This is a genomic window from Methylobacterium sp. P3_A11 (genome assembly GCF_056403155.1).
In genome coordinates this window covers 15,234-40,922 of sequence record NZ_JBFUGA010000040.1, presented here as the reverse complement: position 1 = coordinate 40,922, position 25,689 = coordinate 15,234, and the positions used below count along the sequence as shown (strand labels likewise).

Here is a 25,689-nt window from a genome sequence, read left to right as displayed (position 1 = left end):
CGCAGCTCGCTCAGAGCGCCGCGGCTGTCGGGGTGCGAAAAGCGTCGCGGCCTGATCGCCTGTCCTGTCGTCGCCGCCATCGCGGGCCGATCGCCGTCACCTCCTGTCGCGTAGTCGTGCGGAACGGTCCGTCGCAGCGGGGTGTTAGGAGGTAGTGATCACATGCGGAGCGTACATGGACATTTGGCAGCTGGTCGAGCGCGATCACGAGAACGTCGCTAGCTTAATCCGCGAGATCCCCTACGCGCTTAACAATCCTGGCGTAGTCGGCAGTCGAGAGCGACTGCTCGCCGACCTCATGGACGAGCTAGAATTGTATGCGATTGCTCTCGACGCGAGCCTGTATGGTCCTCTGAGCCGCGAGAACACAACACGAGCCCTGATCGACGAACTGCACCACGGACATGCGGAGTTTTGGCGACAGCTTCAACAACTCACCCGCTACCGCAAGAAGCACTCGGCTGGTTGGCTCGACACATTCGAAGATGTGACTTTCCTTGTCGATCAGCACCTGCATCGGCACGTGCATGAGTTGATCCCGGCAGCCCGCGCGCTGTTTTCGCCTGAGGAGATCAGCGCTGCGACACGCACTTACGTGCGCGCCAAGACGAACGCGCTGCAGAGCCGGCGGCGGCGAGGCGTCGGGGGCGGGATCATGTCGAGCGAGGCGGCTCTCATCACCACGGCCGCGGCAGCGGCGGCCGGGTTCGGCTACTTGGTGTGGCGCAGCGGCCTCTTTAATAGCAGGAGACCGCGCCACGCAGTTGGGGGCGGCGAGCGTCACGTCAGATAGGTAAGTCGATACGCCCAGCCTGCCGAGCTTTTGCCGAACCTCAGGCAACACGGCGCTTTTGACAGCTATGTGCCCTGCCTCATTGCGCGACATTCGGTTGAATCCGGCGGGCTGGTGCGCGTCGTCACCGCGGTACATGTAGGCCAAGGAAGTCGTCTCTGTCTCGAATGCAATACACGTCCCGATGTTCGACAGCCTGTCAGGATGCTGAAAAACAGCGGTGGTGGGCTCAGAATGAAAGCGGCAAGGGGCTCATGCTGAACCCCACCTGCCTACGGCGCTGGCTTCAACGGCGCCCAAGGCAGATGCCAGCGTGGCAAGGTGGACCGCTTCCTTGATCACTGGGCCTTATTCGGCCTGTGCCGGCAGCGGGTCGAGGCCTGCGTAGCACCACCGGCATCATGGGGGCATAGGTCAAGGGCACGATAACCGTGATTTATTATGCTCCCTCCGCCCGCAGAGCGCGGCTAAGCGAAAACTAGCCCCACTACCCACAAGTTGGACAGCGTGCCCATCAGGCGCAGGTCTGAGAACACCTTTGGTTTAAAGGTTCGGACCCGGTCGGTGAGGCCCACGGATCGGCTGCCCGCTTGGCGGCCCTGGCTCACCCCTCACGATGACGACCCAGGCTTCCACCCTCGTACAGGATGCGCGGCTGCCGGCCCGCATAGCTGACGCCGAGATCGAACCGCGCGGAGCCCGACTTGCGCGTGCCTCGAGCCGGGTTGGCGACCACAAAGTCGATGATCGAGCGCGCGGCGCATTTGACCTTGGGCACGTTGCAGATCACGCGCAGGGTCCCGGGCCGGATAGCGTACCGGCGCAGCGGCCACTGCCTAATAGCGGCTCGCTTCTCGTCGACGAGCCGCTCCTGCGTGTAAGGACGTCCGTAGAATTGCACCGTCGGCCCGTACATGTACGGGACGCCTGTGACCGCGCCGCCATCGTTCGAGGACCAGATCGCGAGGTACCGCTCGGCGATGATAGCCGTACGCCGCTGCATCTCCGCCCCCGACAGCGCCTGGGCTGGGGACGAACTCAGGGCGACGCAGGCGCAGAACAGCGGAATGAACGGCTTCGGCATGCACGGAACTCCTGGACGGATGCGGGGATCGCTCAGAACCGGCCACCGGGTCCGGAGAGCCAACGCATCAGACCGTCCGAAGCGGCGACGCTTTGGCGCCGCCTCGCGTGCGGCTTGTCCTCGGACGACCAGTCGGGCGCATCAGCGTTGACCTCACGGGCACTGCGCGGCGGAAAAGCGTCCCCGTCGAGGTCGTCGCGACCTGCCAGCCGCACCGACTTGTAGTGGCTTGGGACGGGTGATGTCGCGCGGCTGGGCTCGGGCCGCTGCGCAGCCAAGCGGGCTTCGTCGACGGCATCAAGCGAAGGCAGATGCCGCGACGGGGCGGGATGAGGTTTCGGGGTGCGGCGGCGGGCAGCTTCGACGACCCGAGCCCGGATGTGTCCACTGTCCTCGTTGAGGGCGCGCTGAGGCACATCCAGGGACCCGAGTCGAGTTCCCTGTACGCCCGACGCGACACTGGGCGCTGTGCGGGCGTGCAAGCCCCTATCAGCGAGCGTGATCCGGGACTGGCCCGTTCTCTTATCTGGCGGATGCACAGGCGCAGTCGGCAGGGTGGCCTGCGTAGCGGGACGCCTTTCCTCGCTCGCAGGCGACTTGGCTCTCTCCACGGGCTCGTCAGGAGGACCGGAGGTGAACCGGAGCTTCGGAGAGGCGGCTGGGATCGCGGCGGTCTTGACCGGATCCGACCAGGGCAGCGATCGCCCGTGTGCCTGAGCCCTCAGGCGCTCAGACAGAGAGGGTGTGGCCTCGCGCGATGCCCCCGTGACGTCCCTGCGAGCGTCACCGCGGGACATGTACGCGCTCGTGCTGACAATCCCGACTCCGAGGGCGACGGCGACAGCGGACAGGAACTTCGTTGACACGACCATGGACTACCTCGCAGAGATGGCAGGTGGCGTCACGAGACCTGCGCGGCAACCGCGTAGCGAAGGCGAACATCGCCTCCCCGCAACGGCGGTTCTATCGATTAGGCCTACTTACCGTTGCAGGCTGGTGCTGAAACGGGTACCGACCCGGACAGTTCCGATCGCGATCACTGCCCGCCCACTGCGCTCGCGGTATACGGACGCCGCAATCCCGTCACAGGTGGGCAACGGAGACCTTTGCCAGACCTTGGGCGCCGCTGGCCTGGGCAGTTTCTTTCGCCAAGTCGACAGCGCGCTGGCCGACCTAAGAGCCGCAGCCAATGTTGCGCACCGCGACTGACCCGTGTGCCTGTAGATCAGGGGCACTTCATCAACAGCCCCCATTGCGATCCGCTTAGAAAAGGACTCGGTTGGCTAGGCGGATGCATGGGTCGTAGACGGAACGACTGCTTTCAGACGAGACTGTGTCAAAAGTCAAATTTGAGATAGCCTTGCGGCCTTATCCGCGGAGGCCAGCATGGGTCGGTTCGTCGAAAGGCAGGACCGTCGGCAGGCCCGGTTGCTGCTCAGTTCGCCGGACGATCATGTCACCGAGGACAATCCGGTTCGGGTCGTCGAGACGTTCATCGACGAACTCGATCTGGCCACCCTGGGCTTCACCCGCTTCGAGACCGCAGCGACGGGCCGGCCTGCTTATGACCCGACTACGCTTCTGAAGCTCTACCTCTACGGCTAGCTCAGCCGGATGCCGTCGAGCCGGCGGCTCGAGCGTCAGGTGCAGCGCAACATCGAGGTCATGCGGCTGACCGGTCGCCTGGCCCTCGACCTAAAAGCGATCGCCAACTTCAGGCGCAACATAAGACCTGCAATCCAGGCGATCTGTCGGCAGTTCGTGGTGCTGTGCCGGGATCTGAACCTCGTCGGCGGGGTGACCGTCGCCTTGGACAGATCGAAGCTCAAAGCGGTCAACAACCGGCACCGCATCGACGCCGTGGCCAAGATTGCAAAGCACCTGGAATGTGCTCGGGGTCAAGACCGATCACCTGTTCACTTCCTGGGTCGGCAAGCCGCTGGTGGCCGGCACCGCCGAGGCGATCGCAAACGGCCTCGCTCCGTCTGGCTGGGTACGCCTGTCGGCGGGCGAGGGCACGAAGGGCGCGTGGCTGTACGACTGGGCTTATTGCGAACTGGCTGACCTCGACGGTGCCGACTACGATCAGGCCGGCCTGTGGACGCGCGGCCTGCTGATCCGCCGCAGCCTGACTGACGGCGAGCGGGCGTACTTCACGACGTGGTGCCCGGCCGGCACGTCGGTCGCGACCCTGGCGGCGGTCGAGGGCCAGCGTTGGGCGATCGAGGACGTGTTCGAGACGGCCAAGACCGAACTCGGGTTCGCCCACAACGAGACCTGTTCCTGGCACGGCTGGCACCGGCACGTCAGCTTGGTGATGATGGCCTTCGCCCTGCTGGCTGTGATCCGCCATCACGCCAACGCGCGGCCCCCAAAAAGACGGGCGCGGCCGAGACCGCCCGCGCGCTGATCCGCTGGTCGATCCAGGAGATCCGCCGCATCGCCGTGCGGTTGGCACAGCGGCGCATTCAGCCCGCTCACGTCATCGCATGGTCGCTCTGGCGACGGGCGCATCAGGCGGCCGCCCGAAACGCCCATCTCAAACGCCGTGCCTCAGCCGACAAGGGACGTCGACAGCGTAAGCCCAGCACCACGAACAGCAAACAAAAAAGCCCAAAAACGCAACTGTAATGCTAGCCACCAGCGGGTTGGCCAGCACCATCTCGACAGCGAGCTTGAGGCGCGGCGACCAGTGCTCGAGCGATTCGAGCGGTGTTGCCGCCCAATCATGGGCACGAATGCGCTCGGCCATCTCTCCCTGGCCGGGTCTCCACACAGGCAATCTGGTATTTCTACCCATCTTGCGTTTCGAATATTACAGTCCGGGCTGATTTTATCCGAAATTTAAACGACAGACAGCAATGCAGGTGACGCCGCATGGCCCAAAATCTGGCAGGATGAGGACCAAGCAGTAATCAGGTCTGTCCCGTCGGAGAACCGCGGACACCCTCGGTGCCCTGAGCGGCCAGAGTCAGCAGAGCGCATTCAGCTGCGCTCTCCAGTCTCAGCTTCCACATGACGTTTCGCCTTGCTGAGGACTGAGCAGGGATCATACCCCCGAGTTCTCGCGAGAAGCAGCAAGTCGGTGATCAAGTCTACGATCTCGCAGGCGGGCACACCACCGGTCCAACGCCGGTCAGCGCCCTCGGCGTGGAGGTAAGCGTCGAGAGCGGCTTGCGCGAGTTCAACGCGTCTGATCGTCGTGGGCATAGGCATTCTCCCAGCCGCCCAGCCATGTCGGCTCTTGAGCTGGCGCGGACATGCGCGCTGCGCCTTGAGGAGAACGTTGCGGAACCGGAATGCGTCCCCCGGTGAACCTTGGGAGGCTGACATCGCGGCGGTGCTGTCGCGGCCCGCGAGCGCGATGCCGAAAGCGCCTATCGGGCCGTAAGCTGCTGAGTTGGTGCTTTCGACGACGAACCGTGGAAAGCGCACAGCATACCTGGTCGCCGCGTGTCAGTACCCGGGATAGCGCGCGTCGATGCCAATGCCAGTCCGGCCCTCCAACGCGCGAATACCGGGTCAGCGCGTCACAGGCGCGTCGGCGCTTGGGAAAAACAGCTGTTCGCCGCCGACCTTGTATCCCGCGATCGCCTGCTGGCCCTCCGGTGAGACAAGCCAGTTGATGAAGGCCTGTCCCTGCTTCGCCTTCACGCCAGGGTGCCTGTCGGGGTTCACCAGCATCACGCCGTAGGGATTGAACAGGCTCCGGTCCCCCTGAACCAGGATGACCAAGTCGGCGCGATTCTTGAACGCGAGCCATGTCCCCCGGTCGGCGAGGATATAGGCGCCGAGAGCTGAGGCCGCGTTGAGCGCGGGACCCATGCCCTGGCCGACATCCCGGTACCAAGGGCCGCGCACGGCCGCGAGATCGACGCCTGCCTCCTTCCAGCTGCGCAGCTCGGCGCTGTGTGTGCCCGACCGGTCACCGCGCGACACGAACGCCGCCTTGCTGGCCGCGAGCTTGGCGAAGGCCTCGCGGACGCCCAGGCCGCGCACGCCGGCCGGATCGGAGGCCGGGCCAATCAGCACGAAGTCGTTGTACATCACGTCGTACCGCGTCTTCGCGAAGCCCTCTGCGAGGAACTTGTCCTCGGCCGGACGGTCGTGCACCAGCACCACGTCGGCATCGCCGCGGCGCGCCGCGTCGAGCGCTTGGCCCGTGCCCAGAGCGACGACCTTCACGTCGATCCCTGACGTCTCCCGGAAGGGCGGGAGGATGTGCTTGAACAGGCCGGACTGCTCGGTCGAGGTCGTCGAGGCGACGATGATCGAGACCGGTTCGGCGTCGGCCGATGGCAGGAGGCCGGCCGCGCTCAGGAGCGCGGCCAATCCCAGGATCAGGAGGCGGCGACGGAAGGGATCCACGGCAATTCCCCAGCGAGGTAGGCCCGCGCCTCGGTCGTGCGCGGCGAGAACAGGATCTGGCGGGATGGACCATGCTCGACGGCGCGGCCGGAGGCCAGCACGATCGCCGTGTCGGCGAGGCGCGCCACCTGCCCGAGATTGTGGGAGACGAGCACCACCGTGGTACCCGCCCGCGCCATCGCGGACACCAGTCCCTCGACGATCTCGGTCGAGGCGGGGTCGAGGTTCGCGGTCGGCTCGTCGAGGAGAAGCAGGTCGGGTTCGACCGCCCAGGCGCGGGCCAGCGCCAGCCGCTGCTGCTCGCCGCCGGAGAACCGCGTCGCGGCATCGCGTGAACGCTCCGCGAGGCGGACCCGGGCGAGCGCCTCCTGCACCCGCGCGGCGCGCGAAGGACGGGGCAAGCCTCCGAGAGCCAGCGCGACGTTTGCGGCCGCGGTTGCGCGGATCAGCGCGGGCCGCTGAAACACGAAGGCCCGCCGGTGCGGGCCGACCCGTACCGTTCCGCTGTCGGGTCGCAGGAGCCCGTCGATGATCCTGAGGGTGACGCTCTTGCCCGCTCCGTTCGGGCCGATGATGGCCGTGACGCTGCCCCGAGCGACCTCAAGGCAGAGATGGTCGAGCACCGTTCGCCCGTCGAGGGACAGAGTCACGTCTTCGAGGCGGATGGCCGGCGTCGCGCTCATCCATACACTCGCGCGGCGTGCCGCCGGAGCAAGGCCACGGCGACGTTCACCACCAGAACGAGGCCGATCAGCACGAGGCCGAGCGCCAGGGCGAGGCTGAGATCGCCCTTCTGGGTCTCCAGCGAGATCGCCGTCGTCATCGTACGGGTATACCCGTCGATGTTCCCGCCGACGACGAGGACAGCTCCGATCTCCGAGATCGCCCGGCCGAACGCGGCGAGCGCCGCGGTCACGAGGGAGAAGCGCACGTCGTAGATCATCGCGCCGGCCTGACGCGGCGCGGAGAGACCGAGGGAGCGCAACTGCTCCCCGAGATGCACCCGGGCGTCGGCGACGACCTGCTGCGTCAGGGCGGCGACGAGCGGCGTCGCGAGCGTCGCCTGTGCGGCGATCATCGCGCCGGGGGTGAACAGCAGGCCGAGCGGTCCGAGCGGACCGGAGCGGGAAAGGACGAGGTAGAGCGCGAGGCCGACGAGCACCGGCGGCAGCCCCATGAACGCGTTCAGCAGGCCGACCGCGGCGCCGCGTCCGGGAAATCGGGCGACAGCCACGAACGCACCCAGGGGTATGCCGAGCACGAGACCGATGCCGACGGCGGTGAGGCTGACTCGCAGCGACAGCCACGCGATCGCCAGCACGTCGCGATCCAGACTGAGCAGGCGGGACAGGATYTCCTGGAGCGTCTGCATCATGCGCCCGGGGCGGTCCTCAGGACTGGGACGAGGCGGGTGACGAGACCAGCCGATGAGTCCGACCTTGAAACGCAGGTTCGGCCGAATGGACCTGTCATGCCTACCAGGGGAGCGCGCGCGGATAGTCGGTGAGCATATCGCCCGGGGCGACCGTTGTCGTCTCGTCGGGACGTTCGACGCGGCCATCGCTCTCCTTCAGGGCTGTGAGCACGCCGTCCCCTTTGCGGGGGCGCTCCAGACAGAGCCGCACGTATTCTCGCCGACGCGACTTCTTCCGGTACTCGAACGCGGCGCACGCCGGGTCGACCGCCACGCCGGCCCTTGATCATCGAACCCGGATGGCGCATCGCCGCCACGATGATCCGGAATGCGTCCTCGGCGCTAATCCCGCTTCGGGAGGCGGCAAACCTGCTGAGCGGCGAGGCTTCTCTCGTCGCCCCCGCGACGGTTACGCTCGCAGCGGCGCTCGGACGCGTAGCCGCAGGAGCGGTCGTGGCGCACGCCGCCGTGCCCGCGGGCCTGACGGCGATGCGAGACGGCTTCGCGGTCGAGGCCGCTGCGGTGGGCGGCGCGTCGGCCTACGCACCGATCTTCCTGGCGCGACCACCGCCATGGGTCGAGGCCGGACAGCCGCTGCCGTCCGGCACCGATGCCGTCCTGCCCCCGGAGGGATTTGTGGACGGCATGGTCGTCGCGGACATCGCCACGCGGGAAGGTGTGTGCGGCACGGGCGACGACGTCGCTGGCAGCGAGAGGCTGATCGAGGCGGGCACCCGGATCGAGCCGCTTCACCTGCTCGTCTTGGAGGCGATCGGCCTCAAGGCGGTGGACGTCCGTCAGCCACTTTTGCGCGTCGTCACCGCGGGGGCGACCAGCCTCGATACCGTGTCGCCCCTGCTCTCGCGTCTGATCGCGCGAGCAGGCGCGGCGACCGAGGCCGTTCGCGCTAAAGGGATCCAGCACATCGCCGAGGCCCTCCGCGGCGGCACGGCGGACGCGGTGCTGGTGATCGGCGGCAGCGGTTTCGGCCGCTCGGACCACAGCGCGGCGGCCCTCGCCCTCGCCGGAGAAGTCCGCGCGCACGGCATCGCAATGCGGCCTGGGGAAACCACCGCCGTCGGCTCCGCAGCCGGCAAGCCGGTTCTTCTGGTACCCGGGCGTCCCGAGGCGGCGCTCGCCGCGTTCTTGGCCCTCGGCCGTCCTCTCATCGCGCGGCTCGGCGGCGCGCAGGACCGCTTGCCGCGGCGGCAGGTCCTTTTACGGAAGATCGTCTCGTCGATCGGTCTGTCCGAGGTCGTCTTCGTCCGAAGCGGGGCGGATGGCGTCGAGCCACTCGGCGGAGCCGGCCTTCCGCTCAGTCGGTTGGTGCAGGCGGACGGCATCATCGTGGTCGAGCCGGAAAGCGAAGGCTTCCGGGCCGGCGAGGAGGCAGAGGTTTGGACCCTGTGAGCCCCGACGCAGACCGGGACGAGGCGGCGGATTTCGCCGAGCGCCTTGCCGCGGCCTCGAGCCAGGAGCAGTTTCTCAGGGTGATGAGCCGGGACGATGCGCTCGCAAAGTTCCGGGCGGCGGTCCCGCACAGGCGCCTGCCTTCCGAGAGGGTGCCCTTGGAAGAAGCGCTCGGGCGCGTGCTCGCCCGCGACGTCGCCTCGCCCATGGACGTTCCGCCCTTCGACCGTTCCCTGGTGGATGGTTTCGCCCTGCGCGCGACCGACACGGAAGGAGCCGGACCGGCGAGCCCGCGGCGTCTCACGCTGAACCGCGAGATCCTTGCCTGCGGCGTCGCGCCGAAAATCGTCGTCCAGCCCGGAACGGCGACGCCGATCTCCACCGGCGGCATGATCCCTCGCGGTGCTGACGCCGTGGTGATGGTCGAGCACTCGGAGTTCGACGCCCGGAGCTTCGCCGTCGATGTTCTCAGCGCGGTTCGGCCCGCGCAATTCGTGGGATATGCCGGGGCCGACATGGCACGCGGCGAGACGGTGCTGCGCAAGGGAGCGCGGATCACCGCCCGCGAAATCGGCATGCTGGCGGCGTGCGGCCTAGCGGCCGTCGACGTCACCAGACGCCCGCGCGTCGCGGTCCTTTCCACGGGGGACGAGTTGGTCAGACCGGGCGAGCCCTTGCCCGAAGGCGCGATCTACGACTCGAACGGCGCGATCATCGCGGCCGCGGTGACCGAGAACGGCGGGGTACCGGTTCGGCTCGGGATCGTACGCGACGATGCTGCCGTCCTTGAGGCAGCCCTCCGATCCGCCCTGCGGGACAGCGACCTCGTCGTGCTCTCGGGAGGCACGTCCAAAGGTGCCGGCGACGTCTCGCACCGTGTGCTGTCTTGCCTCGGCGAGCCGGGAATCCTGTTCCACGGCGTGGCCTTGAAGCCCGGGAAGCCGCTCTGCGTGGCGGTGGCTCAGGAAAGGCCGATCGTCGTCCTGCCGGGATTCCCCACCTCCGCGATGTTCACCTTTCACGACTTCGTCGTTCCGTTCGTGCGGGCGCTTGCCGGGTTGCCGCCGCGGGAGGACGAGGCGATTGAGGCGCGCGTGTCCCAACGGGTGCCCTCCGAGCTTGGTCGCACTGAGTTCGTGATGACCTCGCTCGCCCTCGGTTCCAAGGGGACGATAGCCTTGCCGCTGCCGAAGGGCTCGGGTTCGGTCACCGCCTTCTCGCAGGCGGACGGGTTCTTCGCGGTTCCAGCCGCGCGCGCAGGCGTCGAGGCCGGAGAGGACGTCACCGTGGTTCGCCTGGGCGTCGGCGTACGGGCGCCCGATCTGACGATCGTCGGCAGCCATTGCATCGGTCTGGACCGGGTGGTCGGCCTACTCGCCGAGCGAGGGTACCGCGCCCGCACGATCTGGGTTGGATCTGCCGGTGGCCTTGCCGCCCTGCGGCGCGGCGAATGCGACATCGCCGCCATGCACCTCTTCGATCCCGAGACGGGCCGGTACAATTCCCCGTTCCTCGCCGAAGGAATGGCCCTCGTGCCCGGTTGGCGCCGTCTCCAGGGCCTCGTGTTTCGCCTTGGAGACACTAGGTTCGAAGGTCGGGAGGCCGCGGAGGCGGTCACCGCCGCGCTCTCCGGCCCCGACGTCGTGATGGTCAACCGCAACGCCGGATCGGGCACGCGCCTGCTCGTTGACGGGCTGCTGAAGGGTGCCCGGCCGGCGGGGTTCTGGAATCAGCCGCGCTCGCATAACGCCGTCGCCGCGGCGGTCTCGCAAGGCAGGGCGGACTGGGGCGTGGCCATAGCAAGCGTCGCGCATGCCTATGGGCTAGGCTTCCATCCGCTGATGGAAGAGGATTACGACCTAGCGTATTGCGAGCACGCCAAGGGGATGCCGGCGCTTGCGGCCTTCCTGAGACTGCTCGGCGAGCCAGAGACGGCCGCGGCGCTGCGCGATCTGGGCTTCTCGCCCGCCGCAAAAACCTCGTGACGAGCGCATGGTGGCTTGCCGGCCTTGTTGCGGGCGGCATGCCCCCGACCAACCCGGCCAAGATCGCATAAGCCCGCATCCGCCGACCCGCGATAAGTTGGGCTCACCTTCGTGGAACGAAACGGACGGTCCTGTCGCTCGCCGAGATGATCGACGATGCCGTTTCGCGTAGGGACGCCTGCGAGGCGCTGGGGCCTCCATCGAAGCGGCGGTGGGCATTGGGCGGGGACACAAGCATCAGTTTGAGGATCGAGCTCGGCTCGGACACCTTGCTGGGACCGGGCAAGGTCGCCCTTCTGAGCGGCATCCACGACACCGGCTCCATCGCCGCCGCAGGGCGCCGGATGGGCATGAGCTACAAGCGAGCTTGGTACCTCATCGATACGTTGAATAAGGCGTTTCAGGAGCCGCTCGTCTCCGCGAGCAAGGGGGGACGGAGAGGCGGGGGCGCAACCCTGACGAGCACGGGCAATGCCATCCTCGATAGTTACCTGCGCATGGAGCGGCTCGCCTCGGAGGCCGTCGCGGGAGAACTTGACCTTCTCGCTTCGCTGATGAAGCCCGACTCCTAGGATCGAGGACGTCGCGTGGAGGCGGGATCCATCGGTAGCAGAGTCTTGAGGTTGTGCGTCGGCCCGGCCAGGTAGCCCTTGGCTTGGTGCCGGCAAGCCTGCTGCTTCCAGCGCTGCCCGCCACATCCTCCTGATGCCGCCGTCAAGGTCCGGCGGCACGCCTGAGCGCGCCGCCGGAGGTCCAGCCGCCTACTCGGCAGCCATGGGCGTCGCGTGGACGGCGGAGGCCCGGGCCGCGCAGAACTTGAACTCGGGGATCTTGCCCATGGGATCGAGCGCCGGGTTCGTCAGCAGGTTGGCTGCGGCCTCGGCGTAGCAGAACGGCATGAAGATCATGCCGACCGGCACATCGCGGTCGGAGCGCACCTTCAGGTGGACGGCGCCGCGGCGCGTCTCCAGCTTCATCGTATCGCCGGGCTCCAACCCGAGCCGGTAGAGCTCCTTCGGGGCCAGGAAGGCGACCGCCTCGGGCTCCAGCGCGTCGAGGACGCCGGCGCGCCGGGTCATCGAGCCAGTGTGCCAGTGTTCCAGCACGCGACCGGTCGACAGGACCATTGGGTATTCCTCGTCCGGCACCTCGTCCGGCGGTACGATGGCGGCCGGGACGATCTTGGCGCGCCCACTCTCCGTCGGGAATCCGGCGTAGAAGATGATCTCGTTGCCAGGCTTGTCCGGCGCGTCGACCGGGTAGGTCACGGCGCCTTCCCGCTCCAGGCGCTCCCAGGTGATGTTATTGAACGACGGCATCACCTGAGCCATTTCGCGGAAGATGTCGGCCGGGCCTCCGTAGTTCCAGGGCAGGCCGAGGCGCTTTCCCAGTTCCTGGATGATCCACCAATCCTGCCGCGCGTCGCCCGGCGGCGATACCACCGGCTGCGAGATCTGTACGCGACGGTCGGTGTTGGTAAAGGTGCCGGCCTTCTCGGCAAAAGCGGAGGCGGGCAGCACCACGTCGGCGTGGAAGGCGGTCTCCGTCAGGAACAGGTCCTGGACGACGAGGTGGTCGAGCATCGCCAAAGCGTGCCGGGCGTGGTTCAGGTCGGGGTCGGACATCGCAGGGTTTTCGCCCTCGACGAACATGCCCTTGATCTCGCCGGCGTGAATCGCGCGCATGATCTCGACGACGGTGAGACCCTTCTGCGGGTCGAGCTTCTGACCCCAGAACTCCTCGAACATCTCGCGCACCGCGGCCTTCTCGACCGACTGGTAGTCCGGATAGACCATCGGGATCAGGCCGGCGTCGGACGCGCCTTGCACGTTGTTCTGGCCGCGCAGCGGATGCAGGCCGGTGCCGGGGCGCCCGATCTGCCCCGTGATGAGGGCGAGCGCGATCAGGCAGCGCGAGTTGTCCGTACCGTGGACGTGCTGGCTGATGCCCATGCCCCAGAAGATGATCGAGGACTTGGCGCGGGCGTAGAGCCGGGCGACCTCGCGCAGCGTCTCCGCGTCGATGCCGCAGACCGAGGCCATCTTCTCCGGCGTGAACTCGACGATCTTCTCCTTGAGCGCCTCGAAGTTCTCGGTGTAGCCGGCGATGTACTGCTCGTCGTAGAGCCGCTCCTCGATGATCACGTTGAGCATTGCGTTGAGCATCGCCACGTCCGAGCCGGGCTTGAACGCGAGGTGCTTGTAGGCATGCCGCGACAGCACCTGCCGGCGCGGATCCATGACGATCAGCTTGGCGCCACGCTGCTTCACGGCGTTCTTGAGGAAGGTCGCCGCGACCGGGTGGTTCACGGTCGGGTTGGCGCCGATCACGATGATGACCTCGGCGTCGAGCGCCGCCGAGAACGGCGCCGACACGGCGCCCGAGTTCAGGCCCTCCATGAGGGCGGCCACCGACGAGGCGTGGCACAGCCGGGTGCAATGGTCGACGTTGTTCGAGCCGAACCCGAGCCGCACCAGCTTCTGGAAGAGGTAGGCCTCCTCGTTCGAGCCCTTCGCGGAGCCGAACCCGGCAAGCGCCTTGTGGCCGTGGGTGTCGCGAATCGTCTTGAGGCCGCCGGCGGCGCGGTCGAGCGCCTCCTCCCAGGTCGCCTCGCGGAAGTGCGTCCACGGATTGGCCGGGTCGACCTGGTCGTTGGCATCCTTCGCGACGTTGTCCAGGCGGATCAGCGGCGCCGTCAGGCGGTGGGGATGGTGGACGTAGTCGAAGCCGAAGCGCCCCTTCACGCAGAGCCGGTTGTGGTTCGCCGGACCGTCAACGCCCTCGGCGTAGACGATCTTCTCGTCCTTCACCTTGTAGGAGACCTGGCAGCCGACGCCGCAATAGGGGCACAGCGAGGTCACCTCGCGGTCGGGATAGACCGTCCGGGTGTTGTGCTCGGCGTCGAGGTAGGCGGACGGCATCAGCGCGCCGGTCGGACAGGCCTGGACGCACTCGCCGCAGGCCACGCAGGTCGAGCCGCCCATCGGGTCGTCGAAGTCGAACACGATCTTGGCGTCGGCCGAGCGGTACGCCATGCCGATGACGTCGTTGACCTGGACCTCGCGGCAGGCGCGGACGCAGAGGTTGCACTGGATGCAGGCGTCGAGATTGACGCTCATGGCCGGGTGGCTGAAGTCGCCGGTCCAGCGCTCGGCCGCAGGGAAGCGGCTCTCGGAGACGTCGAGGAAGTCGGCCTGAACCCAGAAGTGCGAGGTCGGGTCGTGCGAGGTCTCGCGCTCGGGCTGGTCGGCCACGAGCAGTTCGAGCACCATGGCGCGGGCCTTGGTGGCGCGCTCGGTCGCAGTCTTGACCTTCATGCCCACGGCCGGCGTGCGCTTGCACGAGGCGGCCAGCACGCGCTCGCCCTCGATCTCGACCATGCAGGCGCGGCAGTTGCCGTCCGGGCGGTAGCCGGGCTCGGGCTTATGGCAGAGGTGTGGGATGTGGGTGCCGAGGCGCTTGGCGACGGCCCAGATCGTCTCGCCGGGGCCGGCCTCGACCTGCTGTCCGTCCAGCTCGAAAGCGATGGTCGGCGGTGCGGTCGGCCGCCCCTTCAGATCGTGCAGGCCCGACGGCTCCGGGGCCGCCTGGCCGCCCGCCTTCGCGCCTTCCGAGTAGGAGCCGCCGGCCCCCGGCTTCGGGCCCTGCGCGGGGCCGCCGGCATCCTGCAGCCCGTCGGCCCGGATCTCGGGCTTCTCGGTCTTGTCGCCGCGCTGTTCGGGGGCGTTGCTCATGCGGCCGCTCCTGGCTCGGGCATCGGGATAGGGTTCGCGGGCGCCATCGGTTCCCTCACTCGGCCGCCGCGGCGTGTGGCGCGGGGAACAGGTCCGGGAAGTACTTGATGACGCTGCTGAGGGGGTTCGAGGCGGCCTGGCCGAGGCCGCAGATCGAGGCGTCCCGCATGCACTGGGACAATTCGCCCAGGAGCTCGGTGTCCCAGACGCCCTGCTCCATCAGGATGCGGGCCTTCTGGGTCCCCGAACGGCAGGGGGTGCACTGCCCGCAGCTCTCGTCCTCGAAGAATCGCATCAGGTTCAACGCGGCGCCGCGCACATCGTCCCGGTCCGACAGGACCACGACGGCGGCGGAGCCGATGAAACAGCCGTACTTCTCCAGCGTCCCGAAATCGAGCGGGATGTCGTTCATCGACGCTGGCAGGATGCCGCCCGACGCGCCGCCCGGCAGGTAGGCCGCGAAGGTGTGGCCGTCCGCCATGCCGCCGCAATACTCGTCGATGAGTTCCTGGATGGTGAGGCCGGACGGGGCGAGCTTCACCCCCGGTTCCTTCACGCGCCCCGAGACCGAGTACGAGCGCAGGCCGACGCGGTCGTTGCGGCCGTGGCTCTTCCACCACGCCCCGCCCCGCTCGATCAGGTCGCGGACCCAGAACAGCGTCTCGATGTTGTTGATCAGCGTCGGACGGTTGAACAGGCCGACCTGGAACGGGAACGGCGGCTTGTGCCGCGGCAGGCCGCGCTTGCCCTCGAGGGACTCGATCATCGAGGATTCCTCGCCGCAGATATAGGCGCCGGCGCCGCGGCGCAGATGGATGCGCGGGCCACCCTCGGGGAGCTTCGCGATCTCGCGCGTCAGGATCTCACGGGAGATCGGGTATTCGTCACGCAGGTAGATGTAGACTTCCGGCGCCTCGACGACGTGGGCGCCGATCAGCATGCCTTCGAGGAAGCGGTGCGGGTCGGTATTGAGGTAGAGCTGGTCCTTGAAGGTGCCGGGCTCGCCCTCGTCCCCGTTGACCGCCATCAGGCGGGGCCCGGGCTCGCCACGCACCGAGCGCCACTTGCGCCCCGTCGGGAAGCCCGCGCCGCCGAGGCCGCGCAGGCCGCCGTCGTCGAGCACCTTCAGGATGTCGTCGACCGGAAGGTCCCCGCTGCGGAGCCGGTCGAGGGTCGCGTACCCGCCGGCGGCCCGATAGGCCTCGTAGTCGACGTAGTCCGGGATGTGGGCGTGCGTGTCGCCGGCCTCGACCGCGGCCCTCACGGAGGCGAGGTCGGCCTTGTGCAGGAAGTTGTGCCCGACCTCGACGGCGGGCGCGTGGTCGCACAGGCCCACGCAGGGCGCGCGCACGACGCGGACGGCGTCGGAGGCGAGTTCCCGCTGGAGCGTCTCCAGCAACTCCTCGGCGCCGAACATCGCGCAGGTGATGCTGTCGCAGACCCGGACGGTCAGCCGCGGGATCGAGGCGTCACCCTCCTTCACGACGTCGAAATGCGCGTAGAAGGTCGCGGTCTCGAACACCTCGGCGAAGGCCAGGGCCATCTCGTCGGCCAGCGCCGCTAGATGCTCGGCGCTGATCTGGCCATAGGTGTCTTGGATCAGGTGGAGGTACTCGATGAGCAGGTCGCGCTGGCGCGAGCGGGAGCCGAGAAGCTCCTCGATCTCGACCTTCGCCCGCGGCTCGACCTGGCGCCCCTTGGGTACGCTGCGCGCCTTGTTCCGCCCCCGACCGGGATGCGAAAAGTTCCTGACTGTCCCCGGTGCCTCACTCATGCGGTATCTGATTTCCAACTGCTGGGGCGGGTGGTCGCTGCGTCCCGAGGTCCGGTCGGGTCCTACTGGCCGCCGAAGGCCCGAAGCGGCTGACCGGCCTCGGACCGATGTTTCATCTCAACGGCTCCCGTCCCCTGGTCCAGGGACGTAATCCTGGGGCCGACGACGGAGCGAAGCTCGATCTCGAACGCGTCGAGGGTGGCGTTCAGGTGGTCCATTAGGGAATTCGGCGCCTCTCCGGTCGGGGAATCGACCGTCCTCGCGAGCGCGGCGCGAACGCGGTCCGCAAGCTCCTGCGTGAGCGGCGGTTTCGCATCGACGCAGTAGGCGTCCGTCACGATGGCGGCCCAGTCCGCCGCAGGGGATGCGTCGCCCATGTTCATGCCTGCGCGATCCAGGGAAGGTCGAAGTCGTGCATGGCGTGCCCGTTCGGGTCCGTTAGCGTGGCGTTCGCCGGTGGCATGCCACATGGCACGCGTTATAGCGGAGGTGTTATATCGTTTTTGAAGTCGTTTCAATTTGCGTGGGGCGAGGGTCACGCGTCCCGACGACATGGCGCACGCTTGCCCTGAGTGGTCGAGCGGGGCAGTGGAAACATCACGGGGGAGGCGGTCAGCGGTGTCCGGCATGCGCGTAATCGGACTTGCCGGCTGGAGCGGGGCCGGAAAGACCACCCTCCTGGTTCGGGCCATCCCCGTGCTCGTCGCGCGCGGGGTGAAGGTCGCGACCCTCAAGCACGCACATCACGACTTCGACACAGACCAGCCCGGGAAGGACTCCTACGAGCACCGCAAGGCGGGGGCTAGCGAGGTCCTGGTCTCGTCGGGCCGCCGATGGGCGCAGGTCCACGAGCTGGGTGACGCGGAGGAAGCGACCCTGGGTCAGCTCCTGCGGCGGATCAGCCCCTGCGACCTCATTATCGTGGAAGGGTACAAGCGGGAGCCGATCCCCAAGATCGAGGTCCATCGCGTCGACAACGGCCGCCCGCCCATCCATCCTCTGGACACCACCATCGTGGGCATCGTGAGCGACGTCGAATTTCCGGCATCGGGCATTCCCGTCGTAGATTTGAACGACACGAAGGCGGTGACGGGGCTGATGCTCGACGTGGCTGTCCCCTTCGAAGACGTCCTCGGGAGGCTCTAGCCGGATGGCCCAGCTCAGCGGCGACTGCTTCGCGTTCGGTGGCCCTCTGATGACCATCGAGGACGCGCACGCCCTATTCGGCGAGCGGCTCGTAGCGATCGTCGGCACCGAGGACGTTCCCGTCGATGACGCCGACGGTCGCATCCTGGCCGAGGATTGCGTTGCGCCCATCGACGTCCCGCCGTTCCCCAACTCGGCCGTCGACGGCTACGCGGTCCGTTTCACGGACCTGCGCGCCTCCGATGCGACGGTCCTGCCGGTCGGCGCGGTCGTCGCGGCCGGCGGCTCGTCCGAAGGCGTGTCGGTGGCGGGCTCGGCCATCCGGATCTTCACCGGGGCCCCGATGCCGGCGGAGGCCGACACCGTCTTCATGCAGGAGGACGTCAACGTCCTGCCCGACGGCCGGGTGTCCTTGCCGCTCGGGCTGAAGCGGGGCGCCAACAGCCGCGACGCCGGCGAGGACGCAGCGAAGGGCTCGTCGATCATCCCGGCCGGCCGGCGTCTCCGGCCGCAGGACCTGGCTCTGGCGACCGCGGTCGGCCTGCGCACGCTGAAGGTCCGCCGCACCCTGCGGGTCGGCGTGTTCTCGACGGGCAATGAGCTCGTCGAGCCGGGGGCGCCCTTGAGGCCAGGCGCGATCTACGACTCGAACCGCATCCTGCTGCTTGCTCTTCTCCGGCGGATGGGCGTCGCGGCGCGTGACCTCGGCGTCATCCGTGACGATCCGGCGGCACTCGCGGCGAGGCTCTCGGCGGCGGCCGCCGAGCATGACGTGATTTTGACTTCGGGCGGCGTGTCGACCGGCGACGAGGATCACGTGAAGACCGCCGTGGAGACGATCGGGCGCCTCGTGTTCTGGAGGCTGGGGATCAAGCCGGGACGGCCGGTCGCGATGGGCATGATCGACGGCAAGCCGTTCCTGGGCCTGCCGGGCAACCCGGTGGCTGTCTACGTCACCCTGGTGTTCGTCGTCCGGCCGCTCCTCGCCCGGCTCGCCGGCGAGGCTCACGCGCCGCCGCGCGGATTCACCATTAGGGCGGCCTTCTCCTATCGGAAGCGCGCGGGCCGCAGGGAGTTCGTCAGGGCCAGCCTCGCTCAGGACGCCGACGGCACCTGGGAAGCCCGGAAGTTCCAGCGCGACGGCGCGGGCATGCTGTCATCGCTCACCGAAACCGACGGCCTCGTGGAGCTGGAGGAGGGCCGGATCGAGGTCGTGCCGGGCGACTTCGTGCGGTTCCATCCGTACGAAGCCCTTTGGTAGCAAAGCTGTACTCAGAACTTCGCCAGACACAGACCGCGCTGGAGCATTGCCGGGCTCGGGCTTCCGTTATATCAAATCTGCTATATCGCTTGTGATTGGCCGTGCGAACGGCCGCTCGATCGGCGGGCTTGGGCAACAATGTTCGATGGTGTCTGGCGGAGCCAAGCAGGCGCGGAACTTCGCCTCCTCCAGATGGGCGAGGCCGTCTCCGGAACCTACACCGCCGCCAATCCCGGTTTTTCGCAGACGTATCGAAGCCGCATCCTCGTCGGCACGGCCGAGGGCGACATCATCGGCTTCGTGACCAGCACGTCGTCGCCACAGGAAATCACGGCCTGGACAGGGCGTCTCGTCCGCGCCGACGAAAAGACGGCCGAGGAGATCCACGCGGTCTTCCATGCCGTCGAACGGTGTTCGCAGCCGCAGGCCGTGGACTGTCACATCGCGCTCGAAACGACCGTGTTCTCAAAGGTCGAGAACGCCTGTTCATGAAGGCAGGCCGCTTCCATCCTCGATATTGTCCTGAGGAACGGGGGTGACACCGGAGCGAGAAGCGGTCGGCGCATCGATTGTCAACAGACATCAGGTTTCCGGTTCATCCGCCATCCCGTCATCTCCGCATCGGGTATGCGAATGGCCGGGATACGCGCGAACCGGCCGCCTGGAATTCAACTGAAGCGGATGATCCATCGCTTCCCGTGCCCATGTCGGCGGCCGTCACTTGCAGCTACCCTGGCGCGCAATCCTATCGCTCACCGTAACCGTACCGAGGACAGGCGCGGGTCGGTTGCCCCGTTTATGTAAATCGCCTCTCGAGAACTGCGAGAAGCTGTACGGTTCTTACCTCGGCCTATTTTCGTCGTGGAATCGCTGTTGTACCCAAGAGCTGGCTTCGGTTCGCGATAAGTGTATTAAATGCCCAATGCAGGCGTAATCACTCAGGACCGATTTGAATATTGAGTACATTTCGAGACACGAGGGAGGGCGCATGGGCACACACCCTGGTCGAACGGCAGACAAGTGGGCCGGCATCATCAGCGAGGCGTATGCTGCTAAAACTCGGCCACCATTGACACGCCAACTCGTGAAGGAGGTTCGTCAGGTGATCGCCGAGGCGCTTCGGGAAGCAGAAGCAGCGAACAGCCCCGACAGTGAATGGTGCGAGCGCGTCAACCTCGTTCTGGATCGCAGCGAGATGTCACTCCATGCAGCCGTGGGGCCTCGGCTTGCCGCGATCGATGATGCTGCAGGAACGGCCGTGATGATGCACCGCTCGGAAGCGGGACGGCCCTTGCGCGCCTTCGGCGGGCAATAGCCGATGCGGCACGGTATGCACCTGCACTGACCGATGGCGTTTCATAGGCAGCAACACGGGAGCGGCGGGAGCGAGACCATGAGTTCCGTGAATGAGGTGTGTGAGGTCACCGGCCCAGGTCCGGCTTGGCCAGCCGCCAATGCGGATTGGCCGACGATCCGTGACTGGCGTAAGGAAACCCGGGACAGACTGATCGCGCGGCGTACCAGCATTTCGGCCGAGGATCGGTCCGCCTGGAGCGAGAGGATCGGCCGGGCACTGGAAGCGGCTCTTGTGCCGTACGCCGGCAGGCTGATTGGCTTCTATTGGCCGTTCCGGGGCGAGTATGATCCACGAGCCGTTCTCACCGCGATGCGGGAGCGCGGCTCACGCCTTGCTCTGCCGGTGATCGTCGAGCGCGGGCAGCCGCTCGTCTTCCGTGAGTGGTCCCCTGGCAGCCTGATGGTGCAAGGAACTTGGAAGATCGCGATGCCTGAGTCGGGCGAGGCAGTTTTCCCAGACCTCCTCGTGGTGCCGCTGGTTGGGTTTGATAGTCAGGGCTACCGGCTCGGCTATGGCGGCGGGTTTTACGACCGGACAATTGCCGCAATGCCGGAGAGGCCACGCACCGTTGGTGTCGGCTTCGAACTCGGACGCCTGGAAACGATTTGCCCGCAGTCGCACGACATTCCGCTGGAGCGGATTATCACGGAGAGGTGACGTGACCTCGCCAGCCGATTTCCGACTGGGCTGATCGCTTGAAAAGACCGAGGGTGCTAGTCGAAGGTGCCGGTGACTAAAGACGCCGACGTTCCGACCTTCTGCAAGCGGTCGCGGTCTGCCTTCGCGTGTTGCGGGACAGAGGTCGACTTACGGCGCGCTGTAGACCGGATCCCTATGCCGTGACGAAGTCTGCTTCTGGGCTGCAGTTGAGGGTGGTGAGACGGCCGGGTCGTGTCCCGGGTTGTGGTGTAGCTCGCTGGTAGCGGGAGAGCCCGCCTGCGCGCCGTTCACAGCGCTGTAGCAGGCGGGCTCTCGCGTGGGGTGGTCATCGGCGGTTGCCGGGTAGGGTCGGGTTGCGAGCACCGACCTCGAACCCGAGAGACCCCCGATGACCGACGAGATGATGGCCTTGCGCGGGCTGATGGAGAAGAGCGCCGACGCCGATCTGCTGCGAGAGATGATCGGCTTTGCGGCCGAGCGGCTGATGGAGTTGGATATGGGTGGCCTGACCGGCGCCGCCCACGGTGAGAAGAGCGCCGAGCGGCTGGTCCAGCGCAACGGCTATCGCGACCGGGATTGGCAGACGCGGGCCGGCACGGTCGAGCTGCGCATCCCGAAGCTGCGCAAGGGGTCGTACTTCCCGGCCTTCTTGGAGCCGCGCCGAATGGCCGAGAAGGCGCTCAGCGCCGTGATCCAGGAGGACTACATCCAGGGCATCTCGACCCGTTCGGTCGATGATCTCGTCCAGGCTATGGGCGGCACGGGCGTGTCGAAGAGCCAGGTCAGCCGGCTCTGCCAAGAGATCGACGAGCGCGTGGGCGCGTTCCTCGACCGGCCCATCGAGGGCGAGTGGCCCTACCGGGAACCCCATCGCAGCAGGCTGCGATGGGAGCCCGCTCTGGATCGACGCGACCTACGTGAAGGTGCGTCAGGACGGCCGCATCCAGGGTCCCCATCGCACGCGTGCGATGGGAGCCCGGTCTCTGTCGCCGTAATCGTGGCGGTGGGCGTCAACGGTGACGGCCGTCGCGAGGGGCTCGGCATGGAGGTCGGCCCGTCTGAGGCCGAGACGTTCTGGACGGACTTTCTCCGCAAGCTCGCCCGCCGGGGGCTGCGCGGCGTGAAGCTGGTCATCTCGGACGCGCACCAGGGCATCAAGGCGTCGGTGGTCAAGGTGATGAACGCGACCTGGCAGCGTTGCCGCGTCCACTTCATGCGCAACGTGCTCGCCAATGCCGGACGCAGCGGGCGGCGTGTCGTCTCGGCCTTCATCGCCACGGCATTTGCCCAGGACGACGCCGAGGCGGCCCGGCTCCCGTGGCGGCGCGTGACCGATCAACTCCGGCCGAAGGTCCCCAAGCTCGCCGCGCTGATGGACACGGCCGAGTCGGACGTGCTGGCCTACATGGGCTTCCCCGTCCAGCAGCGGGTCAAGCTGCACTCCACGAACCCGCTGGAACGCCTGAACGGTGAGATCAAACGCCGAACCGAGGTGGTCGGCATCTTCCCCAACGAGGCGGCCATCACCCGCCTTGTGGGCGCGATCCTGCTGGAACAGAACGACGAATGGGCCATCCAGCGCTCGCGCTACATCACACTGGAAAGCATCGCCCCCATCAGCGATGATCCCCTCGTCAGCCTGCCAACCCTGGCAGCCTGATCCTCCCGGCCCAAGCCGGTAATCGTCGTGGCTCTTAGCGAGCTACACCATGCCCGCAAACACGACCGGCCCCAACCTGCTCGGCCCGCGCGCGCGAGGCCCCAATGCCCATCGTAGTCCGAGGACAACCGTTAGAAGCCGTTTGAAAATGTGGGGCGCAAAGTGGGTTAGACCCGCAGGCCGAACCAAAAAATATGAAACTTTGCAATGACTAAGCACAGTGAACTGGCGGAGAGGGGGGGATTCGAACCCCCGATGCCCTTGCAGGCATGCCGCATTTCGAGTGCGGTGCATTCAACCGCTCTGCCACCTCTCCGCAAGGTGCCTCGCTGAGACGGGGGGTGCCTAGCACGCACGATCCGGCTTCACAAGCGGTTGCGAAGCGCGCAGCCGCAGATCAGACCACCACGGTGATCGCCTGCGCGGCCCGGGTCAGGCCGGTGTAGAGCCAGCGCGCCCGATGCTCGCGGAACGCGTAGGATTCGTCGAACAGCGTCACCCGATCCCATTGCGAGCCCTGCGCCTTGTGCACCGTGAGCGCGTAGCCATAGGTGAACTCGTCGGTCTCGCGGCGCAGGAACAGCGGAATCTCCTCGTCCGTCCCGCTGATCATCGCGCGGAGCACCTTGATGTCGGTGGGGCGGCGGCGCAGCGCCGGGTCGTCCTCGGGCACCACGTCGAGCCGCACCAGGTCCGGCCGCGGCGGTGGGCGCAGGGCCTGCACGGTCCAGGTCGAGCCGTTGAGCAGCCCCTTCACCCGGTCGTTGCGCAGGCAGACGAGCTTCTCGCCGATCGCGGGCATCGGGTCCGTATGGCCGGCCAGTTCGCGCAGACGCGCGTTGTAGAGGCGGCGCGTCTTGTTGAGGCCGACCAGAACCTGATCGCATTCGAGCACCTCGGCAGGGTCCAGGGCGCGGCGCGACACCACCCGGCTCTGCCCGTAGATCCCCTGTTCCAGCCGGCCGCCCTCCCGGATGGTCATCGCCATGCGGACGATCGGGTCGTCCTTGGCCTGCCGATGCACCTCGGTGAGCATCACATCGGGCTCGGCCTCGGTGAAGAAGCCGCCGCCGCGCACCGGCGGCAGTTGCGCCGGATCGCCCAGGACGAGGACCGGCCGCTCGAAGGACAGGAGATCGTTGCCGAGGTCGGAATCCACCATCGAGCACTCGTCGATGATGATCAGGTCCGCCTTGGCGGCCGGTCCCGACCGGTTCAGCGTGAAGGTCGGCCCCCCCTCCTCCGCCTCCTTGGTGCGGTAGATCAGCGAATGGATCGTGGCGGCGTCGTAGCAGCCCTTCTGACGCATCACCGAGGCCGCCTTGCCGGTGAAGGCCCCGTACACCACCGTGCCGTCGACGTCCTCGGCGATACGCCGGGCGAGGGTGGTCTTGCCGGTGCCGGCATAGCCAAAAAGCCGGAACACCTGCGATCCGCCGTCGCGCCGCCACGCGGCGATCGCCTTCAGCGCCGCGTCCTGCTGCGGCGCGTAGGCGGCCGGCAGCCCACCGCTCACGGCCAGCGCACGGTCGGCGGCAGAGAGGACAGGATCGAGGCGACGTTGCCACCGGTCTTCAGGCCGAAGATCGTGCCCCGGTCATAGAGCAGGTTGAACTCGACGTAGCGCCCGCGCCGCACCTGCTGCTCGTGGCGGTCCGCCTCTGTCCAGGGCGTGGCGACATTGTCGCGCACGATCTTCGGATAGGCCTCCAGGAAGGCCTGCCCGACATCGCGGGTATAGGCGAGGTCGGCCTGCGGATCACCGCTCCACAGATAGTCGTAGAAGATCCCGCCGATCCCGCGCGGCTCGTTCCGGTGCTTGAGGTGGAAATACTCGTCGCACCACGCCTTGTAGCGGGCGTGGTCGATGCCGTGCGCCGAGCAGGCCCGCTCCAGACAGGCGTGGAAATGCCGGCTGTCGGGATCCTCCTGGTTGCGGCGCCGCTCCAGGACCGGGGTCAGGTCGGCGCCGCCCCCGAACCACGCCCGCGTCGTCGCGACGAACCGGGTGTTCATATGGACCGTGGGCACGTGCGGGTTCCACGGATGGGCGATCAGCGAGATTCCGGTGGCGAAGAAGCGTGGGTCCTCGGCCGCCCCGGGCATCTGCGCGCGGAATTCCGGCGCGAACTCGCCGTGCACCGTCGAGATGTGGACCCCGGCCTTCTCAAAGACCCGGCCCTTCAGCATCGCCATGACGCCACCGCCGCCGGGCCGGCCGGTGTGGTCGGTCCGGGTCCACGGAGTCTTCTCGAAGCGTCCGGGTCCCTCGGGTGCGTCGGGATGAAAGGGAGCCGCAGCCTCCGCCTCGAGGGCCTCGAAGGCCGCCAGGATGCGATCGCGCAGCGTCTCGAACCACGCCGCGGCCTCGGACTTCATGGCCGTCACGTCGGCCTCTGAGGGAGGCGCAGCCAGGGCTGCGCGCGCGTCGTCCGGCATCGTCATGACAGTGGCTTTCCCACCCCGCCGGGCAGACGTCAATTCGGTCTGAGCCTCGGCGTGACCGTGCCGCGGTCCGAGCTGACCTGCATCGGCAAGCCGGCGCGTCATGCGCCGGCTCTCGCCCTCGAGCGCAGGCTTGCGTCGCCGAACCGCTGGCCCGTGTCGCCAGATCGCGTCAGGCCGCCGCCGGGCGCTCCCCGACGGGCTTGAGCAGGCCCGTTGCGGTCGCCACGAGTTCTCCGGCGACGTCGCGGATCTCGGCCTCGCAAAAGATCACCGAGCGCCCGGCCCGGGTGACGCACCCTTCCGCGATCAGGATTCCGCGGCCGGGGGCGAGGAACCGGGTCTGCATGTCGAGGGTCACCACCGGGCGACCCGCCCGCAGACGGGCCGCCGTCCCGAGGGCGACGTCGAGCAGCGTGCACAGCGCACCGCCATGCGCGATGCCGAGGTTGTTGGCGTGCTCCGGCCGAAGGGCGAGGCGCAGACGCGTCCGACCGGCGCGTACGTCGAGCGCCTCGATCCCACAATGATCCACGAACGGGATGTGGGCGCCGAAGACAGTGCCCGGTTCCGATTGCTGGTCCACGTCGATCGTTCC

23 protein-coding genes, 1 tRNA gene and 1 pseudogene are annotated in these 25,689 nt (G+C 67.5%); 12 read left to right on the top strand and 13 right to left on the bottom strand.

The features are described 5' to 3' along the window. Window positions 1-175 precede the first annotated feature (175 nt). Window positions 176-793: a hemerythrin domain-containing protein gene (locus AC1DXK_RS14365; RefSeq protein WP_457105325.1), complete on the top strand. Its 618-nt coding sequence runs from the start codon at window positions 176-178 to the stop codon at window positions 791-793. Between the two features lie 604 nt (window positions 794-1,397). Here AC1DXK_RS14365 and AC1DXK_RS14360 read toward each other — a convergent pair. Continuing rightward, window positions 1,398-1,877 (bottom strand): hypothetical protein, encoded by a 480-nt coding sequence (locus AC1DXK_RS14360; protein WP_457105324.1) that lies wholly within the window; start codon window positions 1,875-1,877, stop codon window positions 1,398-1,400. Window positions 1,878-3,263: 1,386 nt separating this feature from the next. On the opposite strand from AC1DXK_RS14360, the gene AC1DXK_RS14355 reads away from it, so the two are divergent. Next, window positions 3,264-3,482: a transposase gene (locus AC1DXK_RS14355; protein WP_457105323.1), complete on the top strand. Its 219-nt coding sequence runs from the start codon at window positions 3,264-3,266 to the stop codon at window positions 3,480-3,482. 283 nt (window positions 3,483-3,765) lie between these two features. After that, a pseudogene (locus AC1DXK_RS14350) lies at window positions 3,766-4,287 on the top strand (transposase family protein); the annotation flags it as partial. 129 nt (window positions 4,288-4,416) lie between these two features. Here the strand turns inward: AC1DXK_RS14350 and AC1DXK_RS14345 are convergent. The 5 genes from AC1DXK_RS14345 to AC1DXK_RS14325 form a co-directional block, all read right to left on the bottom strand. Next, window positions 4,417-4,629, bottom strand: a complete 213-nt coding sequence (locus AC1DXK_RS14345; RefSeq protein WP_457105322.1) for a hypothetical protein — start codon at window positions 4,627-4,629, stop codon at window positions 4,417-4,419. Between the two features lie 770 nt (window positions 4,630-5,399). Further along, complete coding sequence (locus AC1DXK_RS14340; RefSeq protein WP_457105321.1) at window positions 5,400-6,245, bottom strand: ABC transporter substrate-binding protein; 846 nt, start codon at window positions 6,243-6,245, stop codon at window positions 5,400-5,402. Then, window positions 6,218-6,928: an ATP-binding cassette domain-containing protein gene (locus AC1DXK_RS14335; RefSeq protein ID WP_457105320.1), complete on the bottom strand. Its 711-nt coding sequence runs from the start codon at window positions 6,926-6,928 to the stop codon at window positions 6,218-6,220. The genes AC1DXK_RS14340 and AC1DXK_RS14335 overlap by 28 nt, the downstream gene beginning before the upstream one ends. Beyond that, window positions 6,925-7,620, bottom strand: a complete 696-nt coding sequence (locus AC1DXK_RS14330; protein WP_457105319.1) for an ABC transporter permease — start codon at window positions 7,618-7,620, stop codon at window positions 6,925-6,927. The genes AC1DXK_RS14335 and AC1DXK_RS14330 overlap by 4 nt, the downstream gene beginning before the upstream one ends. Window positions 7,621-7,720: 100 nt before the next feature. After that, on the bottom strand, window positions 7,721-7,933 hold the full coding sequence (locus AC1DXK_RS14325) for a hypothetical protein (RefSeq protein ID WP_457105318.1): 213 nt from the start codon (window positions 7,931-7,933) through the stop codon (window positions 7,721-7,723). A 44-nt stretch (window positions 7,934-7,977) separates the two neighbouring features. Between AC1DXK_RS14325 and AC1DXK_RS14320 the strand changes: the two genes are divergently transcribed. The 3 genes from AC1DXK_RS14320 (at window position 7,978) to AC1DXK_RS14310 (ending at window position 11,626) form a co-directional block, all read left to right on the top strand. Further along, window positions 7,978-9,069: a molybdopterin-binding protein gene (locus AC1DXK_RS14320; RefSeq protein WP_457105404.1), complete on the top strand. Its 1,092-nt coding sequence runs from the start codon at window positions 7,978-7,980 to the stop codon at window positions 9,067-9,069. Continuing rightward, complete coding sequence (locus tag AC1DXK_RS14315) at window positions 9,066-11,054, top strand: molybdopterin biosynthesis protein (RefSeq protein WP_457105317.1); 1,989 nt, start codon at window positions 9,066-9,068, stop codon at window positions 11,052-11,054. Before AC1DXK_RS14320 ends, AC1DXK_RS14315 begins: the two co-directional genes overlap by 4 nt. Before the next feature lie 242 nt (window positions 11,055-11,296). Beyond that, the gene (locus AC1DXK_RS14310) at window positions 11,297-11,626 is read left to right on the top strand and encodes a winged helix-turn-helix domain-containing protein (protein ID WP_457105316.1); all 330 of its coding nucleotides are present in this window, start codon (window positions 11,297-11,299) and stop codon (window positions 11,624-11,626) included. Window positions 11,627-11,815: 189 nt separating this feature from the next. Here AC1DXK_RS14310 and fdhF read toward each other — a convergent pair whose 3' ends face one another. The 3 genes from fdhF to AC1DXK_RS14295 all read right to left on the bottom strand — a co-directional run bounded on the left by fdhF (window position 11,816) and on the right by AC1DXK_RS14295 (window position 16,939). Next, window positions 11,816-14,788: a formate dehydrogenase subunit alpha gene (gene fdhF, locus AC1DXK_RS14305; protein ID WP_477298103.1), complete on the bottom strand. Its 2,973-nt coding sequence runs from the start codon at window positions 14,786-14,788 to the stop codon at window positions 11,816-11,818. A gap of 55 nt (window positions 14,789-14,843) precedes the next feature. After that, window positions 14,844-16,562: an NAD(P)H-dependent oxidoreductase subunit E gene (locus AC1DXK_RS14300; protein ID WP_457105314.1), complete on the bottom strand. Its 1,719-nt coding sequence runs from the start codon at window positions 16,560-16,562 to the stop codon at window positions 14,844-14,846. Between the two features lie 62 nt (window positions 16,563-16,624). Then, window positions 16,625-16,939, bottom strand: a complete 315-nt coding sequence (locus AC1DXK_RS14295) for a hypothetical protein (RefSeq protein WP_457105403.1) — start codon at window positions 16,937-16,939, stop codon at window positions 16,625-16,627. Between the two features lie 250 nt (window positions 16,940-17,189). On the opposite strand from AC1DXK_RS14295, the gene mobB reads away from it, so the two are divergent. The 6 genes from mobB to AC1DXK_RS14265 all read left to right on the top strand — a co-directional run bounded on the left by mobB (window position 17,190) and on the right by AC1DXK_RS14265 (window position 22,646). Further along, on the top strand, window positions 17,190-17,708 hold the full coding sequence (gene mobB, locus AC1DXK_RS14290; protein ID WP_457105402.1) for a molybdopterin-guanine dinucleotide biosynthesis protein B: 519 nt from the start codon (window positions 17,190-17,192) through the stop codon (window positions 17,706-17,708). Between the two features lie 4 nt (window positions 17,709-17,712). Beyond that, the gene (locus AC1DXK_RS14285; protein ID WP_457105313.1) at window positions 17,713-18,969 is read left to right on the top strand and encodes a molybdopterin molybdotransferase MoeA; all 1,257 of its coding nucleotides are present in this window, start codon (window positions 17,713-17,715) and stop codon (window positions 18,967-18,969) included. Between the two features lie 138 nt (window positions 18,970-19,107). Beyond that, window positions 19,108-19,461 (top strand): avidin/streptavidin family protein, encoded by a 354-nt coding sequence (locus AC1DXK_RS14280; RefSeq protein WP_457105312.1) that lies wholly within the window; start codon window positions 19,108-19,110, stop codon window positions 19,459-19,461. Between the two features lie 496 nt (window positions 19,462-19,957). After that, window positions 19,958-20,284, top strand: a complete 327-nt coding sequence (locus AC1DXK_RS14275; RefSeq protein WP_457105311.1) for a hypothetical protein — start codon at window positions 19,958-19,960, stop codon at window positions 20,282-20,284. Between the two features lie 78 nt (window positions 20,285-20,362). Continuing rightward, complete coding sequence (locus AC1DXK_RS14270) at window positions 20,363-20,983, top strand: 5-formyltetrahydrofolate cyclo-ligase (protein ID WP_457105310.1); 621 nt, start codon at window positions 20,363-20,365, stop codon at window positions 20,981-20,983. Window positions 20,984-21,374: 391 nt separating this feature from the next. Further along, entirely contained in the window at window positions 21,375-22,646 is a 1,272-nt protein-coding gene (locus tag AC1DXK_RS14265; RefSeq protein WP_457107480.1) for an IS256 family transposase, read from the top strand. Window positions 22,647-22,872: 226 nt separating this feature from the next. Here the strand turns inward: AC1DXK_RS14265 and AC1DXK_RS14260 are convergent. From AC1DXK_RS14260 to AC1DXK_RS14245, 4 genes are all read right to left on the bottom strand, one after another. Further along, a tRNA-Ser gene (locus tag AC1DXK_RS14260) sits at window positions 22,873-22,962 on the bottom strand. Between the two features lie 81 nt (window positions 22,963-23,043). Continuing rightward, window positions 23,044-24,162 carry an ATP-dependent DNA helicase gene (locus tag AC1DXK_RS14255; protein WP_457107479.1) on the bottom strand — a complete coding sequence of 373 codons (1,119 nt, stop codon included), beginning with the start codon at window positions 24,160-24,162 and terminating at the stop codon, window positions 23,044-23,046. After that, window positions 24,159-25,091 (bottom strand): oxygen-dependent coproporphyrinogen oxidase, encoded by a 933-nt coding sequence (gene hemF, locus AC1DXK_RS14250; protein ID WP_457107478.1) that lies wholly within the window; start codon window positions 25,089-25,091, stop codon window positions 24,159-24,161. The genes AC1DXK_RS14255 and hemF overlap by 4 nt, the downstream gene beginning before the upstream one ends. 172 nt (window positions 25,092-25,263) lie before the next feature. Continuing rightward, window positions 25,264-25,677 carry a PaaI family thioesterase gene (locus tag AC1DXK_RS14245; protein ID WP_457107477.1) on the bottom strand — a complete coding sequence of 138 codons (414 nt, stop codon included), beginning with the start codon at window positions 25,675-25,677 and terminating at the stop codon, window positions 25,264-25,266. Window positions 25,678-25,689: the final 12 nt, after the last annotated feature.

Excerpts from the sequence above, each read along its gene's own strand:
- AC1DXK_RS14300 (WP_457105314.1), bottom strand. The coding sequence starts at position 16,562 with ATGAGTGAGGCACCGGGGACAGTCAGGAACTTTTCGCATCCCGGTCGG.
- AC1DXK_RS14285 (WP_457105313.1), top strand. The coding sequence starts at position 17,713 with ATGGCCCAGCTCAGCGGCGACTGCTTCGCGTTCGGTGGCCCTCTGATG.
- AC1DXK_RS14275 (WP_457105311.1), top strand. The coding sequence starts at position 19,958 with ATGGGCACACACCCTGGTCGAACGGCAGACAAGTGGGCCGGCATCATC.
- AC1DXK_RS14270 (WP_457105310.1), top strand. The coding sequence starts at position 20,363 with ATGAGTTCCGTGAATGAGGTGTGTGAGGTCACCGGCCCAGGTCCGGCT.
- AC1DXK_RS14365 (WP_457105325.1), top strand. The coding sequence starts at position 176 with ATGGACATTTGGCAGCTGGTCGAGCGCGATCACGAGAACGTCGCTAGC.
- mobB (WP_457105402.1), top strand. The coding sequence starts at position 17,190 with ATGCGCGTAATCGGACTTGCCGGCTGGAGCGGGGCCGGAAAGACCACC.
- AC1DXK_RS14335 (WP_457105320.1), bottom strand. The coding sequence starts at position 6,928 with ATGAGCGCGACGCCGGCCATCCGCCTCGAAGACGTGACTCTGTCCCTC.
- AC1DXK_RS14355 (WP_457105323.1), top strand. The coding sequence starts at position 3,264 with ATGGGTCGGTTCGTCGAAAGGCAGGACCGTCGGCAGGCCCGGTTGCTG.
- fdhF (WP_477298103.1), bottom strand. The coding sequence starts at position 14,788 with ATGAGCAACGCCCCCGAACAGCGCGGCGACAAGACCGAGAAGCCCGAG.
- hemF (WP_457107478.1), bottom strand. The coding sequence starts at position 25,091 with ATGACGATGCCGGACGACGCGCGCGCAGCCCTGGCTGCGCCTCCCTCA.
- AC1DXK_RS14320 (WP_457105404.1), top strand. The coding sequence starts at position 7,978 with ATGATCCGGAATGCGTCCTCGGCGCTAATCCCGCTTCGGGAGGCGGCA.
- AC1DXK_RS14280 (WP_457105312.1), top strand. The coding sequence starts at position 19,108 with ATGTTCGATGGTGTCTGGCGGAGCCAAGCAGGCGCGGAACTTCGCCTC.
- AC1DXK_RS14360 (WP_457105324.1), bottom strand. The coding sequence starts at position 1,877 with ATGCCGAAGCCGTTCATTCCGCTGTTCTGCGCCTGCGTCGCCCTGAGT.
- AC1DXK_RS14345 (WP_457105322.1), bottom strand. The coding sequence starts at position 4,629 with ATGGCCGAGCGCATTCGTGCCCATGATTGGGCGGCAACACCGCTCGAA.
- AC1DXK_RS14295 (WP_457105403.1), bottom strand. The coding sequence starts at position 16,939 with ATGGGCGACGCATCCCCTGCGGCGGACTGGGCCGCCATCGTGACGGAC.
- AC1DXK_RS14265 (WP_457107480.1), top strand. The coding sequence starts at position 21,375 with ATGACCGACGAGATGATGGCCTTGCGCGGGCTGATGGAGAAGAGCGCC.